Origin of the sequence: Kineococcus sp. R86509, from assembly GCF_042466365.1 — a bacterium.
Classification (GTDB): domain Bacteria; phylum Actinomycetota; class Actinomycetes; order Actinomycetales; family Kineococcaceae; genus Kineococcus.
On sequence record NZ_JAXHCE010000001.1, the window covers coordinates 1,651,640 to 1,666,242 of the forward strand.

The following is a 14,603-nucleotide window of genomic DNA, read 5'->3' on the forward strand; positions in this document are numbered from 1 at the left end:
CCCCACACGGAGGCTCGTGTGCGGTTGTGTGCGGTTCTGGTTGACCCGGGGTCGAGCGGGCGGGCATCCTCGGCGGGTGCAGCGATGGAGCGAGGGACCGTCCGGGCTGGTGTTCGGGTCCGACTACAACCCCGAGCAGTGGCCCGCCGAGGTCCGCGCGGACGACGTGCGGCTCATGCGGGAGGCCGGGGTGAACCTCGTCTCGGTCGGCATCTTCTCCTGGGGCCTGCTCGAGCCCGAACCGGACCGCTTCGACTTCGACTGGTTCGACGACGTCCTCGACGACCTGCACGCCGGCGGGATCGGCGTCTCCCTGGCGACCGCCACGGCCTCTCCCCCGGCCTGGCTGACCCAGCAGCACCCCGAGGTCCTCCCGGTGGACGCCGACGGCCGTCGCGTCACGTTCGGCAGCCGGCAGAGCTGGTGCCCGAGCTCGCCGGTCTACCGCGAACGGTCGCTGAAGCTGGTGCGGGCGCTGGCCGAACGCTACGGCGAGCACCCGGCGCTGCGGCTGTGGCACGTCAGCAACGAACTCGGCTGCCACAACGCCCGCTGCTACTGCGCCGTCAGCGCGACGGCGTTCCGGGGCTGGCTGGCCACGCGCTACGCCGACGTCGCCGCGCTGAACGCGGCCTGGGCGACGGCGTTCTGGAGCCAGCACTACACCTCCCTCGAGCAGGTCCAGGTCCCTGCGCACACCTCCTCCTTCCACAACCCAGCCCAGGCCCTGGACTTCGCCCGGTTCTGCTCCGACGAACTCCTCGGCCAGCACCTCGCCGAGAAGGAGGTCCTGCGCGCGATCACGCCGGACGTCCCCGTCACGACCAACTTCATGGTCGGTTCCCAGCTCAACCCGCTGGACTACGGGCGCTGGGCGCGCGAGCAGGACGTCGTCTCCAACGACCACTACCTGATCCACGGCGCCTACGACGACCCGCGCGGGGAACTCGCCTACGCCGCCGACCTGACCCGCGGCGCGGCGTCGGGGAACCCGTGGCTGCTCATGGAGCACTCGACCTCGGCCGTGAACTGGCAGCCGGTGAACGTCGCCAAGGCCGCCAGGGAGATGCTGCAGGACAGCCTGTCCCACGTCGCCCGCGGCGCGGACGGGATCTGCTTCTTCCAGTGGCGCCAGTCCGCCGGCGGGGCCGAGCAGTGGCACTCGGCCCTCGTCCCGCACGCGGGCGGGGACAGCGAACGCTTCCGCGAGGTCGTCGAGCTCGGTGCCGTCCTGGGCCGGCTCGGGGAACTGCGCGACTCCACCGTGACCAACGACGTGGCGATCCTCGTCGACTGGCAGAACGCCTGGGCCATGGAGTCGCCGACCCTGCCCTCGCAGCGGGTCGGGCACGCGGACCTCGCCCTGCGGGTCCACGGGTTGCTCCGGGCGGCCCACACGGGGGCCGACGTCGTCCCCGTGACCGCGCACCCCGACGACCTCGCCGCGGTGCTCTCGGGCTACCGGGTCCTCGTCGTCCCCACGCTCTACCTGTGCGACGACACCACGGCGGCCGCCGTGACCGCGGCCGCGGAGTCCGGGACCCACGTCCTGGTCACCTACTTCTCCGGGATCGTCGACGCCTCCGTCCGGGTCCGCCTCGGTGGCTACCCCGGGGCGTTCCGGGACCTGCTCGGCGTCCGGGTCGAGGAGTTCCACCCGCTCTCCGACGGGGTCGCCGGTGAACTCGACGACGGCACCGTCGGTGACGTCTGGGCCGAGATCGCGAGCGCGCACGACGACACCGAGGTCCTGGTCCGCTACGCCGACGGCGCCGCCGCCGGGTGCCCCGCCCTGACCCGTCGCGACCTGCCCTCGGGCGCGCACGCCTGGTACCTGGGCACCTCCCTCGACGACGAAGCCCTCGCCGGACTGCTGCGGACCGTCTGCACCGCAGCCGGGGTCACGCCCGTCGCCGAGGCCAGCGGGCCCGTCGACGTCATCCGCCGGTCCTCCGCGGACGGCAGCTGGTTGTTCGCGCTGAACCACGGCGAGGAGGACGCCACGGTCGTCGTCCGGGGTTTCGAACTCGTCGGCGAGGTCGAGGTCGAGGTCCTGCACCTCGAACCCGGCCAGAGCGCCGTGGTCCGGGAAACCGCGCGGGAGGACTGAGTGCTCGCCCACCAGCGCCAGGAACTCATCCTCGACGCCGTCCGCACCCACGGCGGCGTCCGGGTGGCGGACCTCGTCGAACGCCTCGGCGTCTCGGAGATGACGGTGCGCCGCGACATCGGGGAACTGTCGCGGCGCGGGCTCGTCGCGCGCGTGCACGGCGGCGCCGCCGCGATCGGCCGGACCAGCGAGGAACCGGGTTTCGCGGCCAAGTCGAACCTGCGGCCGGACGCGAAGCGGGCCATCGCCCGGGCCGCCGCCGACCTCGTGCCCGACGGCGCCTCAGTGGGGCTGTCGGCGGGGACGACGACGGCCGAGGTCGCCCGCGAACTGCGCGACGTCTCCGACCTCACCGTCGTGACGAACTCCCCTCGGGTGGCCGACCTGCTGCACGACCCGGCCGACCACTCCCGCACGGTCATCCTGTCCGGCGGCACCCGCACCCCCTCCGACGCGCTCGTCGGCCCCGTCGCCCGCGCGGGTCTGCGCGGGTTGCACGTCGACGTGCTGTTCCTGGGGGTGCACGGCCTCGACGCCGCGGCCGGCCTGAGCACCCCGAACCTGACCGAGGCCGACACCAACCGGGCGCTGATGGACTGCGCCGCACAGGTCGTGGTCGTCGCCGACGCCTCGAAGTGGGGGGTCGTCGGTCTGACGTCGTTCGCCGCGCTCTCCGCGGTCGACGTCCTCGTCACCGACGACGCCCTGGACCCCTCGGCCCGTCCCGTCATCTCAGAACTCGTCGGCGAACTCGTGATCGCCGGCATCCCCCAGGAGGAGGACCAGTGAGCCACCCGTTCCGCAAGACGTCGACCACGATGGCCGACGGACGCGAACTCATCTACTTCGACGACACCGAACCGTGGTTGTCGGGGGAACGGGTGCGCGACGCCGTCGACCACCGTCCGCTGCCCCCCGCCGAGGAGACGGTGCGCGGCGGTTCCCAGGTGCGTTTCGACCCCCTGACGGGTGACTGGATCGCGATGGCCTCCCACCGCAACGACCGCACCCTCATGCCCCCGCCGGACCAGGACCCGTTGGCCCCCACCGTGCCCGGTGGTTTCCCCACCGAGATCGCCGACTCCAGCTACGACGTCGTCGCCTTCGAGAACCGGTTCCCGTCGTTCTCCAACCGGATCGGCGGCGAGAGCGGGTTCCTCGACGGGGAGGCCCTGTGGCCGACCCGTCCGGCGGCCGGACGCTGCGAGGTCATCTGCTTCAGCTCCGACACCCACGGCTCGTTCGGCACCCTCGACCCGCGCCGGGCGCGCACGGTCCTCGAGGCGTGGATCGACCGCACCGAGGCCCTCAACGCGACCGAGGGCGTCGAGCAGGTGTTCGTCTTCGAGAACCGCGGCGAGGAGATCGGCGTCACGCTGCCGCACCCGCACGGTCAGATCTACGGCTACCCCTACCTGGCGCCGAAGATGGAGACCATGCTGCGCCGCGCTCGCGAGCACCGCGCGGCCACCGGCGGCAACCTGTTCCGCGACGTCCTCGACGCCGAACGTCGCGCCGGGTCGCGGGTCGTGTTCGAGACCGAGCACTTCACCGCCTACGTCCCCGCCGCGGCCCGCTGGCCCGTCGAGGTCCACCTCGCACCGCACCGCGACGTCCCCGACCTCCCGGCCCTGACCGAGGAGGAACGCGACGACCTGGTCGCCGCGTACCTCGACCTGCTGGGCCGGCTCGACCGCTACTACCCCGACGACCACCCGCTGCCCTACATCGCGGGCTGGTACCAGGCTCCCGCGACCGAGGGGCGCGACGAGATGCGCCTGCACCTGCAGGTCTTCAGCGTGCTGCGCGGCCCCTCGAAGGTGAAGTTCCTCGCCGGGTCCGAATCGGCGATGGCGGCCTGGATCAACGACACGACGCCCGAGAAGGTGGCGGCCCGACTCCGTGAGGTTTCCCGATGAGCACCCCTGAGTTCTTCGACGCCGCCGACCGTCCGAGCACGGCGACCGCCCTGGCCAAGGAGTTCCGCGACGTCTTCGGCGACGAGCCCGAGGGCGTCTGGTCCGCCCCGGGCCGGGTGAACCTCATCGGCGAGCACGTCGACTACACCGGTGGTCTCTGCCTGCCGCTGGCCCTGCCGCACCGCACCTTCGTCGCGTTGCGCCCACGCACCGACGGCGTCGTCCGGCTGCGTTCCCGGCAGGAGGACACCGTCGTCGAGCTCCCGCTCGCCGAGGTCGGCGCCGGGTCCCCGCAGGGCTGGGCGGCCTACGTCGCCGGGGTCCCGTGGGCGCTGGCCCAGAAGGAGTTCGCCGGGGACCTGCTGACCGGCGGCTTCGACGCCCTGGTCGACGGCCACGTCCCCTACGGTTCGGGGTTGTCGTCCTCGGCCGCGCTGGAGTGCGCCGTCGCGGTGGCCCTCGGGGACCTCATCGGAGCCCCGCTGGACGACGCGGGACGGGCCGCGCTGGCCGGGGCCTGCATGCTGGCCGAGAACGTCGTCGCCGGGGCGAACACCGGCGGGATGGACCAGGCCGCGTCGCTGCGCTGCCACGAGGGCGGCGCGATCCTGCTCGACACCCGCGACGACACCGTCTCCCAGGTCGCCCTCGACCTCGCCGGGGCCGGGCTCGCGCTGCTCGTCGTCGACACCCGCGCAGAGCACTCCCACGCGGGCGGTGAGTACGGCAGGCGCCGCGCCAACGTCGAGCACGCAGCGGAACTCCTCGGCGTCCCCACGCTGCGCGAGGTCGACCCCGCCGCGCTGGGCGCCGCGCTGGAGCGCGTCGGCTCCGAACCCGACGGTGACGTGCTGCGCCGCCGGGTGAGGCACGCCGTCACCGAGATCGACCGGGTGCGCCGCACGGCGGAACTCCTGCACGAGGGGCGCGCCGGCGAGATCGGTGACCTGCTGAACGCGTCGCACGACTCGCTGCGCGACGACTACGAGGTCTCCTGCCGCGAACTCGACCTCACCGTCGACGTCGCCCGCGCCCACGGCGCCCTCGGCGCCCGCATGACCGGCGGCGGTTTCGGCGGGTCCGCGATCGCGCTCGTCGCGGCCGGGCGCGTGCAGGCCGTCGCGGAGGCCGTGGCCGCCGCGTTCGCCGAGCAGGGTCTGCGCGCCCCCCGGTTCCTCACCGCGCTCCCCTCCGAAGGCGCCGGCCGCGACCTCTGACCCCCCGGCCCGCGGAAACAACACTTTCCGCCCTCACAGCCCCACCCCGCCGGGCGGAGCGGTGTTCACACCGCGTTCACCCACGGCGACGGTGCGACGGCCAAGCTGTGCGGGTGCTGTTCTGGTTGCTGCTGAGCGGGCTCGCCGCGGGCGGGGTGCTGTGGGTGTCGTGGTGGCTCAACCGCCGTGCGTGGCGCGGCGAGCAGGCCCGGTCCCGGCACTGGCTGCTGACCAACGGCATCGACCCCGGTTCGGCGCCGGTCGACCCGGCGGCCTGGCGCCTCGTCCTGACCCCCGACCTGTCGGCCACCGGCCGGTTCGTCCACGAGGTCGCCGCCGGCCCCACCCGGAGCTGACCGCCGGAGGCCTGACCTCAGACCAGACCGGTGCGGTGGGCGTAGGCGACCGCCTGCGCGCGATCCCGGGACCCGGTCTTGGCGAAGAGGTGGTTCACATGGGTCTTGACCGTCGCCACCGAGACGACGAGTTCCCGGGCGATGTCGTGGTTGGACAACCCCTTGGCGATGAGGCGCAGCACGTCGGCCTCGCGCTCGGTCAGCCCGTCCGGTAGTTCCGCCGGCGCGCTCGGCGCCGGGTTCCCGGCCGCGGAGAGCAGCCGCGCCTGGACGTCGGCGTCCAGCACGACCTGGTTCGCGGCCGCCGCGTGCAGGGCCCGGGCGATGTCCGCGCGGCCGGCGCTCTTGGTGAGGTAGCCGCGCGCCCCCGCCTGCAGCGCACGGAGGATCGTCGCGTCGTCGACGTAGGTCGTCAGCACGACGACGGCCACGCCGGGCTGGGCGGCGACGATCCGCCGGGTCGCCTCGACCCCGTCGACGTTCGGCATCCCGAGGTCCATCAGGACCACGTCGGGGGTGTGCTCCCGCGCCCGCTCGACGGCCTGCGCCCCGTCGGAGGCGGTCGCCACGACCTCGAGGTCCGGCATCAGATCCAGCAGGGCGACGAGGCCGTCGCGGACGATGGTCTGGTCGTCGGCGACGACCACACGCAGGGGGGAGCTCACCCGGACATCCTCCTCCTCACTGCGGCACCCGGGCCGTGACCCGCCACCCGCGCTCGTACGGACCGGCGGCCAGCGACCCGCCGGTGAGTTCGAGGCGCTCGCGCAGACCGGCCAGGCCGAAACCCCCGTCGACGCTGCCCGGTCGGCGCGCGTCGGGGTCCAGCGCACCGCGATCGGTGACGAGCAACGTGGTGCTCTCCTCGCCGTAGTCCAGGTCCAGCAGCACCGGTGACCCCGGAGCGTGCTTCGCGGCGTTGACCAGGGCCTCCTGCGCGGTCCGCAGCAGCGCCACCTCGCCGGCCCCCAGCGGACGGGGCCGACCCTGCACGTCCAGCGTCACCTCGGTGCCGTTCTCCCGCGACCCGGCGGCCAGCGTCGCCAGCGAGTCCGGCAGCGGCGGGGAGTCGACGCGCAACGCGTGGACGGCCTTGCGGGTCTCCTCCAGTCCCGTCGTCGCCAGCTGGTGGGCGGTCCGGACCCGGTGCAGCGCAGCGTCCCGGGACTTCTCGTCGAGGTCCCCGGAGAGCAGCGCGTCGGCCACCTCGAGCTGGATGGCCAGCCCGCCGAGGGAGTGCGCGAGGACGTCGTGGACCTCGCGGGCGATCCGCGCGCGTTCCGCGAGCGCCGCACCACGGGCCTGTTCCGTCCGCGCCTGGTCGGAGGCGCGCAGGAGTTGCCGGGTCGCCTCCTCCTGGTCGCGGCGGCCGGCGCGGATCACCCCGCCGAACACCGCGGAGAGCAGACCCGCCGGGTAGCCCAGCACGGCCGACAACGGGAAACCCCCGGCGGCGAGCAGCCCCAGCTGGATGCCGGCCGTCCCGGCCGTGAACGACGCCACGGCACCGGCCACCCCGGTGTCGCGGCCGGCGGCGAGGCCCGCGATGACGGCCAGGACGAAGATCCAGCCCGCCTCGGTCCGCGCCGCGGCGTAGCCCGCGGACGCGGTCACCACCGAGAGCACCACGGTCACGACCACGGCCCGCCGGCCGACGACGGCCACGGTCCCGCGCATCGACAGCGGCTCGACGACCATCCACGCGATCCAGGCCAGCGAGGCGACGACCAGGGAGACGACGACGTCGGGCGAGGACGTCCAGGCGGTGCTCGGGAACGCCACGAGCAGCACGAGCACGACCAGCAGTTCCAGGGCCCGCAGCGGAACGGTGGTGCGCCGCCACATGGCGCGTAGAGCAGGCATGGCGACGACCCTAGGCCCCGCGTCGGGCCCCGTCCTCAACCCGCTCCTCCACCCGGACCTCCACCCCGGATCGACCCGGGATCGACCCCCGGGCCGATCCCGTGGGGGCCGCGCCCGAGCAGTGTGGAGGGCATGCCGACGACCCTGATCTCCGTCCTCGCCGCCCTCGCCGTCATCGCCCTCGTCGTGGTCCGCCGCTCCCGTCCGCGGCCGGTCGCCGAGGAGGCCCTGCGCAAGCCGCTGATCCTCAGCGCGGTCGGGCTGTTCCTGCTGCGCGACACCCTCCTCGACGCCCCCGACGTCGCGTTCCTGGTCCTCACGGCGGTGCTCGCCCTCGGACTTGGCGCCGTCCGCGGCTCCGTCGTCCGGATCACCCAGCGCGGTCAGGCCCTGTTCACCAGCTGGGGACCGGCGTGCTTCGCGACCCTCGGCGCCCTGGTCGTGCTGCGCCTCGGCGTCGACGCCGGCGCCGTCGCCCTCGGAGTGGCCTCCACCACCATCGGGCAGTCGGTGCTCTTCGCCCTCGGCCTCAGCCTGCTCGCCGAGTCCCTCGTCGTGGCCCAGCGCACCGGTCGTCCCGCCCTCGCGTTGCGCTGACGTCAGCCGACGTCCATCTTCTGCAACCGCCAGCCCGCGAGGGCCACCGCGACGACGGCGATCCCCGCCAGCACCAGCGCCGAGGCCGTCACCCCGCCGGAGGCGACGGTGCCCAGGGGCACGTCGCCGGGGATGGCCAGCGAGGCCACCCGGCGCCCGTAGGACCCGATGGACAACCCCCGCAGGGCGGGGGCCAGACCGGCCAGGAACGTCTCCCAGAGCACGACGTAGGCCAGCCCCGCGAGCAGGCCGCGCCGGGTCAGCAGCGACAGCAGCACGAACACCCCGCAGTACGCGGCGGACGTCAGCACCGTCGCCAGCACGACCCCGCCGAGGACGCGCCCGACGGGCTGGTTCACCGAGATCCCCAGCACGACGCAGGCAATCACCGCCGGCAGGCAGACCACGACGGTCGAGGTCCACGCGGCCGCGAACCGGGCCAGGACGATCTGCCACCGCGGACGGGCGATCGCCCGCAGCAGCGGGAGCGTGCGCCCGTCCCGTTCGTCGCCGAAGGCGCCGATCGCCAGCACGAGCGCCACGATCGGCACCACCAGACCGGTGAGCAGGTTCCCGGTGAAGGTGTTCTGCACGCCGTAGCGGGACGGGACGCTGGTGATGCCGATGACGACGAACGCCACGACCGCGACCACCAGCGGCAGCGAGGCGAACCCCGCGGTCCGGCCCCGGAAGAGGATCCCCCGCAGGGAGAACCCGTAGAGACTGGTCGAGAAGTTCATCGTCCCGCTCCTCTCGCGGCCCGCACCAGGTGCGCGAACACGCTCTCCAGGTCCTCTCCGACCCCTTCGACCCGACGCAACGTCGTGCCCGACTCCCGGGCGAGACGCGGCACCGCCTCGGCCAGTGCCACCGCCCGCGGCGCCTCGACGAGGACCCCGGTGCGACCGGCGCCCTCCCGGCGCACCGACTCCACCAGACCCGCCGCGAGCAGCATCCCCGCGAGCTCCAGCACGCGGTCCCCCTCGAGGCGGACCGTGCGCGGCCGGTCGACGAGCAGTTCCCGGATCCCCGCGGGTTCACCCTCGGCGACGAGCCGGCCGTTGACGACGACCAGCACGCGGTGCGCCATCCGCTCGACCTCGGACAGGACGTGCGAACTCACCAGCACCGTCCGCCCCTCGGCACCGAGCGCCGCGAGGAGGTCGACGTCGGCCCGGCGCTGCGCCGGGTCCAGGCCGTTCAGCGGTTCGTCGAGCAGCAGCACCTGCGGGTCGTGCACGAGCGCCTGGGCGAGCTTCACCCGCTGGCGCATCCCCTTGGAGAACCCCCCGACCCGCCGGTCCGCGGCCTCGCTCAACCCGACGCGGTGCAGGGCGTCCTGCGTGGCGGAGCGGGGGTCCCGCACCCCGCGTTGCCGGGCGAGGAACTCGATCTGGGTGCGGGCGCTGGCGTGGGCCCAGGTGGCCTCGCCGTCGGCGACGATCCCCAGCCCGCGGTGGACCTCGGGATCGCGGTGCGGGTCGCGGCCGAGGACCCGCACGGTCCCCTGACTCGGCCGGGTCCCCCCGGCCAGCACCTGCAGCGCGGTCGACTTGCCGGCCCCGTTGTGCCCGAGCAGCCCCGTGACGCCCGCGTCGATGTGCACGGTGACGTCGGAGAGGGCCACGGTGTCGCCGAACCACTTGCTGACCCCGTCGAACTCGATGGCGCTCACGCGTCGCTCCCCCGTGCGTAGCGACCGGCGAGGACCCCGAGTCCGCCGACGACCACGACCGTCCAGACCACCCAGGCCAGCGCGCCGGGGTTCGCCACGCTCAGCCCCACGATGGAGGCCGCCAACCGCACCGGCCCGCTCGAGGGGTCCAGCGACAACGGCCACTCGTCACCGGTCACCAGGGCGAGGACCCCGGTGAGCGCCGGGCCGACGAGGACCACCGCGAGGTACCCACCGACGGCGAACACCCGGCGCGAGGTCAGCGACCCGACCGCCAGACCCAGGCTGGTGTGGAACAGCACGACGATCGCCGCCGCGGCCACGATCTTCGGCAGGTCGCCGACGTGGTCGGAGAACCACGCGCCGGGGGCGTCGGCCGTCGCGATGGAACCGACGAACAGCACGAGCATCGGCCCCAGCACGATGATCGCGAGCAGCGAGACCGCGGCGAGGACGACCCCGGCGACGTACTCGAACCAGGACAACGCGGTGGCGAAGTACAGCGACAGCACCCGGTCGCGCCGGTCGCGGGTCAGCATCGAGGGGATCGACGTCGCCACGAAGGCCAGCAGCACGACCGAGTTCGTCGTCAGCAGTTGCGGGTAGCCGATGAGGTCGGTGGGTTGCACGTCGACCGCCGGGACGAGCAACGGGACGGCGACGACGGCCAGCGCCGGCAGGTAGGCCACGGCCAGCAGCAGGAAGGGCCAGATCTTCGCACTCGCACTGCGCCGCAACCCGAGCGGACGGCGGATCCCGCTCGCCACGAAACTCCCCACCGCGGAACTGCGGGGTTTCAGCGCTCCGGAGTAGCGCGAGTAGCGGATGTCGTGCAGGACGGCACGGGGTGTCTCCTGCAGGACGTCACGCGGTTCAGCCACGGGGTCCCCCGCCCATCGCGTCGACGACGAGGTCCTCGAGACCCCGCGAGGCGGGAACCAGCCGTTCCACGCCCACTCCGAGTTCTGCGGCGAGGTCCCGCACCTGGTCCAGGGCCGCGTCCGGGCTGGAACTCATGCCGATGTCTCCTGTCGTGGTGGGGGCGAGCTGCACCCCGTGCTGCGCGACCCGGGGTTCCAGGGCCGCGGCGAACGCGCCGACGTCACCGGTCACCCGCAGTTCCACCGCGCCCGACGGGTCGTGCCCGACGACGACGAGCCGTTGCGCGGCCAGGGTTCCCGAGCGCAGCACCACGACCTCGTCGCAGGTCCGTTCGATGTCGTCGAGGACGTGCGAACTGGCGATGACCCGGATGCCGAGTTCGAGCGACAACCGGCGCACGATGGCGAGCATCTCCTCGCGACCGGCCGGGTCGAGGCCGGAGGTGGGTTCGTCGAGCAGGACGAGGTCGGGTCCGTGGACGAGGGCCTGGGCGAGTTTCGTGCGTTGCTGCATGCCGAGGGAGTACGAGCCGACCGGACGACGGCGTTCCTCCTCCAACCCCACCGCGAAGAGGACCTCGCTGGTGCGCCGGACCGCGTCACGACGACCCAGACCCCGCATCCGGGCGAGCTGGACGCAGACGTCCTGGGCGGACATGTCGGCCGGCAGGCACGGGTGCTCGGGCATGAACCCCACCCGGCGGCGGACCTCGTCGCGCTGGCGGACCGCGTCGAGGCCCAGCACCCGCACCGTCCCCGTGTCCGGGCGCGTCAACCCGAGGGCGGTGCGCAGCAGCGTCGACTTCCCGGCCCCGTTGGCGCCCAGCAACCCGGTGGCCCCCGCGGTCAGCGACATCGTCAGACCGTCGAGGGCCTGGACGGTGCCGAACCGCTTGCCGACGTCGAGGCACTCCAGTCCCGGTGAACCCTGATCACTCACGCGCCCATCAGAGCACTCACAGCCACGCGGTGCGTCCTTCCTTCGACGCGCGGCGCGTCCATCCTTCGGGAACCATCACCGGGTGTTCACCAGCCAAGCGGACGTCTGCGTCATCGGTTCCGGGTCGGGCGGGAAGATGGTCGCCCAACGACTGGCCCGGGCCGGGCGGCGCGTGGTCCTCGTCGAACGCGGCTACGTCGGCGGGTTCTGCCCCTACGTGGCGTGCGTCCCGGCGAAGTCGCTGCTGCTCTCGGCTGCGGCCGGTCTCTCGTGGCCGGCGGCCCGGGCCCTGCGCGACGAGGCCGTCGGCGGCCGCGACGACTCCGGTGCGGCGAGGGGCCTCACGGACGACGGCGTCGAGATCGTCCGCGGCACCGCCCGGCTGGACGGACCGGGACGGGTGCTGGTGGAGGACGGGCCCACCACCCCGGCGAGGATCACGGCCAGGACCGTGGTCATCGGCACGGGCAGTTCCCCGGTCCGGCCCGAGCTGCCCGTCGACGTGGCGACGTGGACCTCGGAGGAGGCCCTGGCCGCGGACGAGCTCCCCGCGAGGTTGGCCATCGTCGGCGGCGGACCGGTGGCCTGCGAACTCGCCCAGGCCTACGCCGGGCTCGGCTCCCGCGTGACGATGCTGGTGCGCGGTGAGCACCTGCTCTCCGGGGAACCGTCCTGGGTGGGTGAGGCCCTCGCCGACGTCCTGCGCGGCGACGGGGTCGACGTCCGGACCTCGACCTCCCTCGACGCACTCGCCGACCTCGACGTGGACCGCGTCCTGCTGGGCACCGGCCGGACCCCGGCCACCTCCGGGCTGGGCCTGGACGAGGACTGGCTGACGTCCGCGGGGGCCGTGCGCACCGACGGGCGCTGCCGGGTGGTGGACGCCTCGGGTTCGCCGGTCGAGGGGTTGTTCGCCGTGGGCGACGTGACGGGCATCTCGCCGTACACCCACACCGCCAACCACCAGGCCCGGACGGTCGTCGACGAACTCCTCGGCCGGGGCCGTGACGCGGACTACTCCGCGATCCCCCGCGCGGTGTACACCCACCCGCCGGTGTTCAGCACCGGGGACACCAGCGGGGACGGTGCCCGCAGCGCGAGGTTCTCCGTCACCGAGGTGGAGCGGGCGAACCTGCTGGAGCTGTCGGCGCCGCGGGACCAGCGCCGGGCGCTGACCGGTGCGGTGGAACTCTTCGCCCGCGACGGGATCCTCGTCGGCGCGGCCTGCCTGGGCCCGGAGGCCGACTCCTGGGGTGCGGAACTCTCCCTCGCCGTCCGGGCCCGGCTCACCGTCGACCTCCTCGCCCACCACGTCCGGGCGTTCCCGACGTGGTCGGAGGCGGTCTTCCCGGCCCTGGAGGAACTGCAGGGCTGAACCCGGCGCGGGGACGCTCAGTCGGGCAGGTCGAGGCTGGACCCGGCGAAGCGGTCGGTGAGGAACAACCCGTTGACCACCAGGCCGGAGGCGTCCTCGAGCACCGCCGCGTCGTGCAGGCGGGTGACGGCCTCGAGCAGGACCCCGAGCTGGTCCAGCAGGAGCTGCTCGGCCGTTCCCGCACCGGGCAGGACGTGGTTGCGGGCCCACTCCGGCGGCAGGACGGCGAAGGCCCGCAACGTGTCCGGCAGGTAGTCCACCGCCGCGCTCCGCACCGCCAGCCGGGCCGGATCGACCGCCCCGCCGGCGACGCGCGGGAGCGTGTCCAGCAGGAGGTCCACGAGAGCCTGGACCAGCGGGAGCGCCGCGTCGGGCACCAGCCCCCGGGCCCGGGCGGGTAGGGACCGCAGACTGGCGATGACGTCCGCGGGGTCGACGAGCAACGCGTCGGCCGCCGGCGCCAGACCGAGGGCGGCGAGCGCACGGGCTGCGGCGGCGGAACTTCCCGCCGTGGTCGCCGTGACGTCGGCCACCCCGGCGGCCAGCAGTTCGAGGAACTCCCCCACCGGGACGTCGCGGCGCGCGATCGTCACCCCCCGCACCACCCGCTGCGCCGTCGCCGTCAGCCCCTGACCCGCGACCTGCAGGCTCAGCAGGGCGGAGGGCAGGCTGAGCCGCAGGGACCGCGGGGGGCCGGGTCGCCCGGCCACCCGGTCCGCGAGCGAGCGGTGGCGCTCCACGACGAGGGTGCCCGCCGTCCCGGGCGGCAGCACCCGCGCCAGCGATCCGGCCAGACGTTCCAGGAACTCCGCCGCAGCGCCGGGTGTGCCGGGCAGCGCGAGAGGAGAACTCACCGCGGCCCGTCCGTCAGGGGCAGCACCAGGGACGGTTTGGCGATGGTGTGGTCCGCACGCAACGGGCGGACGGCGGTGCCGATCGCGAAGAACTCCGTGGTGTGCCCGCCCCAGCGGTGCGGGAGGGACATCAGTTGGACGCCGACGATGCCCTCGGCCTGCAGCGCCTCGGCCTCGGCCTGCATGCGGCTCATCGCGAGCTCACGGGCGTCGTAGAGGGCTTCGGTGTACTGCTCGATCTCGACGTTGCTGCCGACGGTGCTCATCGAGGCGAGGACCCCGCGGTGGGCGATGTGGTAGACGCAGGTACCCATCACCAGGCCGAGCGGGGCGTAGCCGGCCTGCACGAGCGTCCAGAAGTCCTGTCCGGACAGGTCGGAGGTGAAGGGCAGCCCGTGCACGGTGCGCCAGGTCCCGCTGGGCGGCGGTTCGTCGGCGACGACGGCGGTGCCGATGGCCAGGAACTCCGCGAGGTCGTTACCGTACTCCTTGAACTCGATCTCCAGGCGCACCCCCACGATGCCGTCGGCGCCGAGTTCCGCGGCCTCGGCCTCCATCCGCGTCATCGCGAGTTCCCGCGCGTGGTACATCGCCTGGGTGAGCTTGTCGAGTTCCATGTTCTTGCTCCAGCGTCCGACCTGCAGCCCGACGTGGTAGACGCTGGAACCCAGCACGAGCCCGACGGGACGGAACCCGGCCTCGCGGACGAGCAGGAACTCGTTGACGCTGAGGTCGGAGGTGAACAGGGCCCGGCCGTGGTCACCGCGCATCCCCTTGAGGCGTTCACGCGCGTCGGGGGGCAGGTGGACGTCGGCG

At 73.7% G+C, this 14,603-nt stretch carries 15 protein-coding genes; 7 read left to right on the forward strand and 8 right to left on the reverse strand.

The features are described 5' to 3' along the window. Positions 1-76 precede the first annotated feature (76 nt). From SJY07_RS07840 to SJY07_RS07860, 5 genes are all read left to right on the forward strand, one after another. The gene (locus SJY07_RS07840; RefSeq protein ID WP_380158220.1) at positions 77-2,110 is read left to right on the forward strand and encodes a beta-galactosidase; all 2,034 of its coding nucleotides are present in this window, start codon (positions 77-79) and stop codon (positions 2,108-2,110) included. Then, positions 2,111-2,899 (forward strand): DeoR/GlpR family DNA-binding transcription regulator, encoded by a 789-nt coding sequence (locus tag SJY07_RS07845; protein WP_328294803.1) that lies wholly within the window; start codon positions 2,111-2,113, stop codon positions 2,897-2,899. It abuts the gene before it with no gap. A 29-nt stretch (positions 2,900-2,928) separates the two neighbouring features. Next, positions 2,929-4,029: a galactose-1-phosphate uridylyltransferase gene (galT, locus tag SJY07_RS07850; RefSeq protein ID WP_380162216.1), complete on the forward strand. Its 1,101-nt coding sequence runs from the start codon at positions 2,929-2,931 to the stop codon at positions 4,027-4,029. After that, positions 4,026-5,246 (forward strand): galactokinase, encoded by a 1,221-nt coding sequence (galK, locus tag SJY07_RS07855; protein WP_380158222.1) that lies wholly within the window; start codon positions 4,026-4,028, stop codon positions 5,244-5,246. Before galT ends, galK begins: the two co-directional genes overlap by 4 nt. A 113-nt stretch (positions 5,247-5,359) precedes the next feature. Further along, on the forward strand, positions 5,360-5,602 hold the full coding sequence (locus SJY07_RS07860; protein ID WP_380158224.1) for a hypothetical protein: 243 nt from the start codon (positions 5,360-5,362) through the stop codon (positions 5,600-5,602). Positions 5,603-5,619: 17 nt separating this feature from the next. Here the strand turns inward: SJY07_RS07860 and SJY07_RS07865 are convergent, their stop codons facing one another. Beyond that, positions 5,620-6,267, reverse strand: a complete 648-nt coding sequence (locus tag SJY07_RS07865; protein ID WP_328294799.1) for a response regulator transcription factor — start codon at positions 6,265-6,267, stop codon at positions 5,620-5,622. Positions 6,268-6,283: 16 nt separating this feature from the next. Continuing rightward, complete coding sequence (locus SJY07_RS07870; RefSeq protein WP_328294798.1) at positions 6,284-7,465, reverse strand: histidine kinase; 1,182 nt, start codon at positions 7,463-7,465, stop codon at positions 6,284-6,286. Between the two features lie 132 nt (positions 7,466-7,597). Here SJY07_RS07870 and SJY07_RS07875 point away from each other — a divergent pair, with 132 nt between their 5' ends. After that, positions 7,598-8,062 carry a hypothetical protein gene (locus SJY07_RS07875; RefSeq protein ID WP_380158227.1) on the forward strand — a complete coding sequence of 155 codons (465 nt, stop codon included), beginning with the start codon at positions 7,598-7,600 and terminating at the stop codon, positions 8,060-8,062. A 2-nt stretch (positions 8,063-8,064) separates the two neighbouring features. On the opposite strand, the gene SJY07_RS07880 is transcribed toward SJY07_RS07875, so the two are convergent. The 4 genes from SJY07_RS07880 to SJY07_RS07895 are packed head-to-tail and all read right to left on the reverse strand — an operon-like array spanning position 8,065 to position 11,558. Beyond that, a complete protein-coding gene (locus SJY07_RS07880; RefSeq protein ID WP_328294796.1) occupies positions 8,065-8,802 on the reverse strand; it encodes an ABC transporter permease subunit in 738 nt (245 codons plus the stop codon). After that, positions 8,799-9,737 (reverse strand): ABC transporter ATP-binding protein, encoded by a 939-nt coding sequence (locus SJY07_RS07885; protein ID WP_380158229.1) that lies wholly within the window; start codon positions 9,735-9,737, stop codon positions 8,799-8,801. The genes SJY07_RS07880 and SJY07_RS07885 overlap by 4 nt, the downstream gene beginning before the upstream one ends. Continuing rightward, entirely contained in the window at positions 9,734-10,618 is an 885-nt protein-coding gene (locus SJY07_RS07890; RefSeq protein ID WP_328294794.1) for a hypothetical protein, read from the reverse strand. Before SJY07_RS07890 ends, SJY07_RS07885 begins: the two co-directional genes overlap by 4 nt. Next, positions 10,611-11,558: an ABC transporter ATP-binding protein gene (locus SJY07_RS07895; protein WP_328294793.1), complete on the reverse strand. Its 948-nt coding sequence runs from the start codon at positions 11,556-11,558 to the stop codon at positions 10,611-10,613. Before SJY07_RS07895 ends, SJY07_RS07890 begins: the two co-directional genes overlap by 8 nt. 82 nt (positions 11,559-11,640) lie before the next feature. On the opposite strand from SJY07_RS07895, the gene SJY07_RS07900 reads away from it, so the two are divergent. Further along, positions 11,641-12,933, forward strand: coding sequence for a dihydrolipoyl dehydrogenase family protein (locus SJY07_RS07900; protein ID WP_380158232.1), 1,293 nt, complete (start codon positions 11,641-11,643; stop codon positions 12,931-12,933). A gap of 17 nt (positions 12,934-12,950) precedes the next feature. Here SJY07_RS07900 and SJY07_RS07905 read toward each other — a convergent pair whose 3' ends face one another. Together SJY07_RS07905 and SJY07_RS07910 are read right to left on the reverse strand one after the other, a co-directional pair. Further along, complete coding sequence (locus SJY07_RS07905; protein WP_380158234.1) at positions 12,951-13,787, reverse strand: hypothetical protein; 837 nt, start codon at positions 13,785-13,787, stop codon at positions 12,951-12,953. Continuing rightward, a complete protein-coding gene (locus SJY07_RS07910) occupies positions 13,784-14,557 on the reverse strand; it encodes a heavy metal-binding domain-containing protein (protein ID WP_380162218.1) in 774 nt (257 codons plus the stop codon). Before SJY07_RS07910 ends, SJY07_RS07905 begins: the two co-directional genes overlap by 4 nt. Between the last annotated feature and the right edge of the window lie 46 nt (positions 14,558-14,603).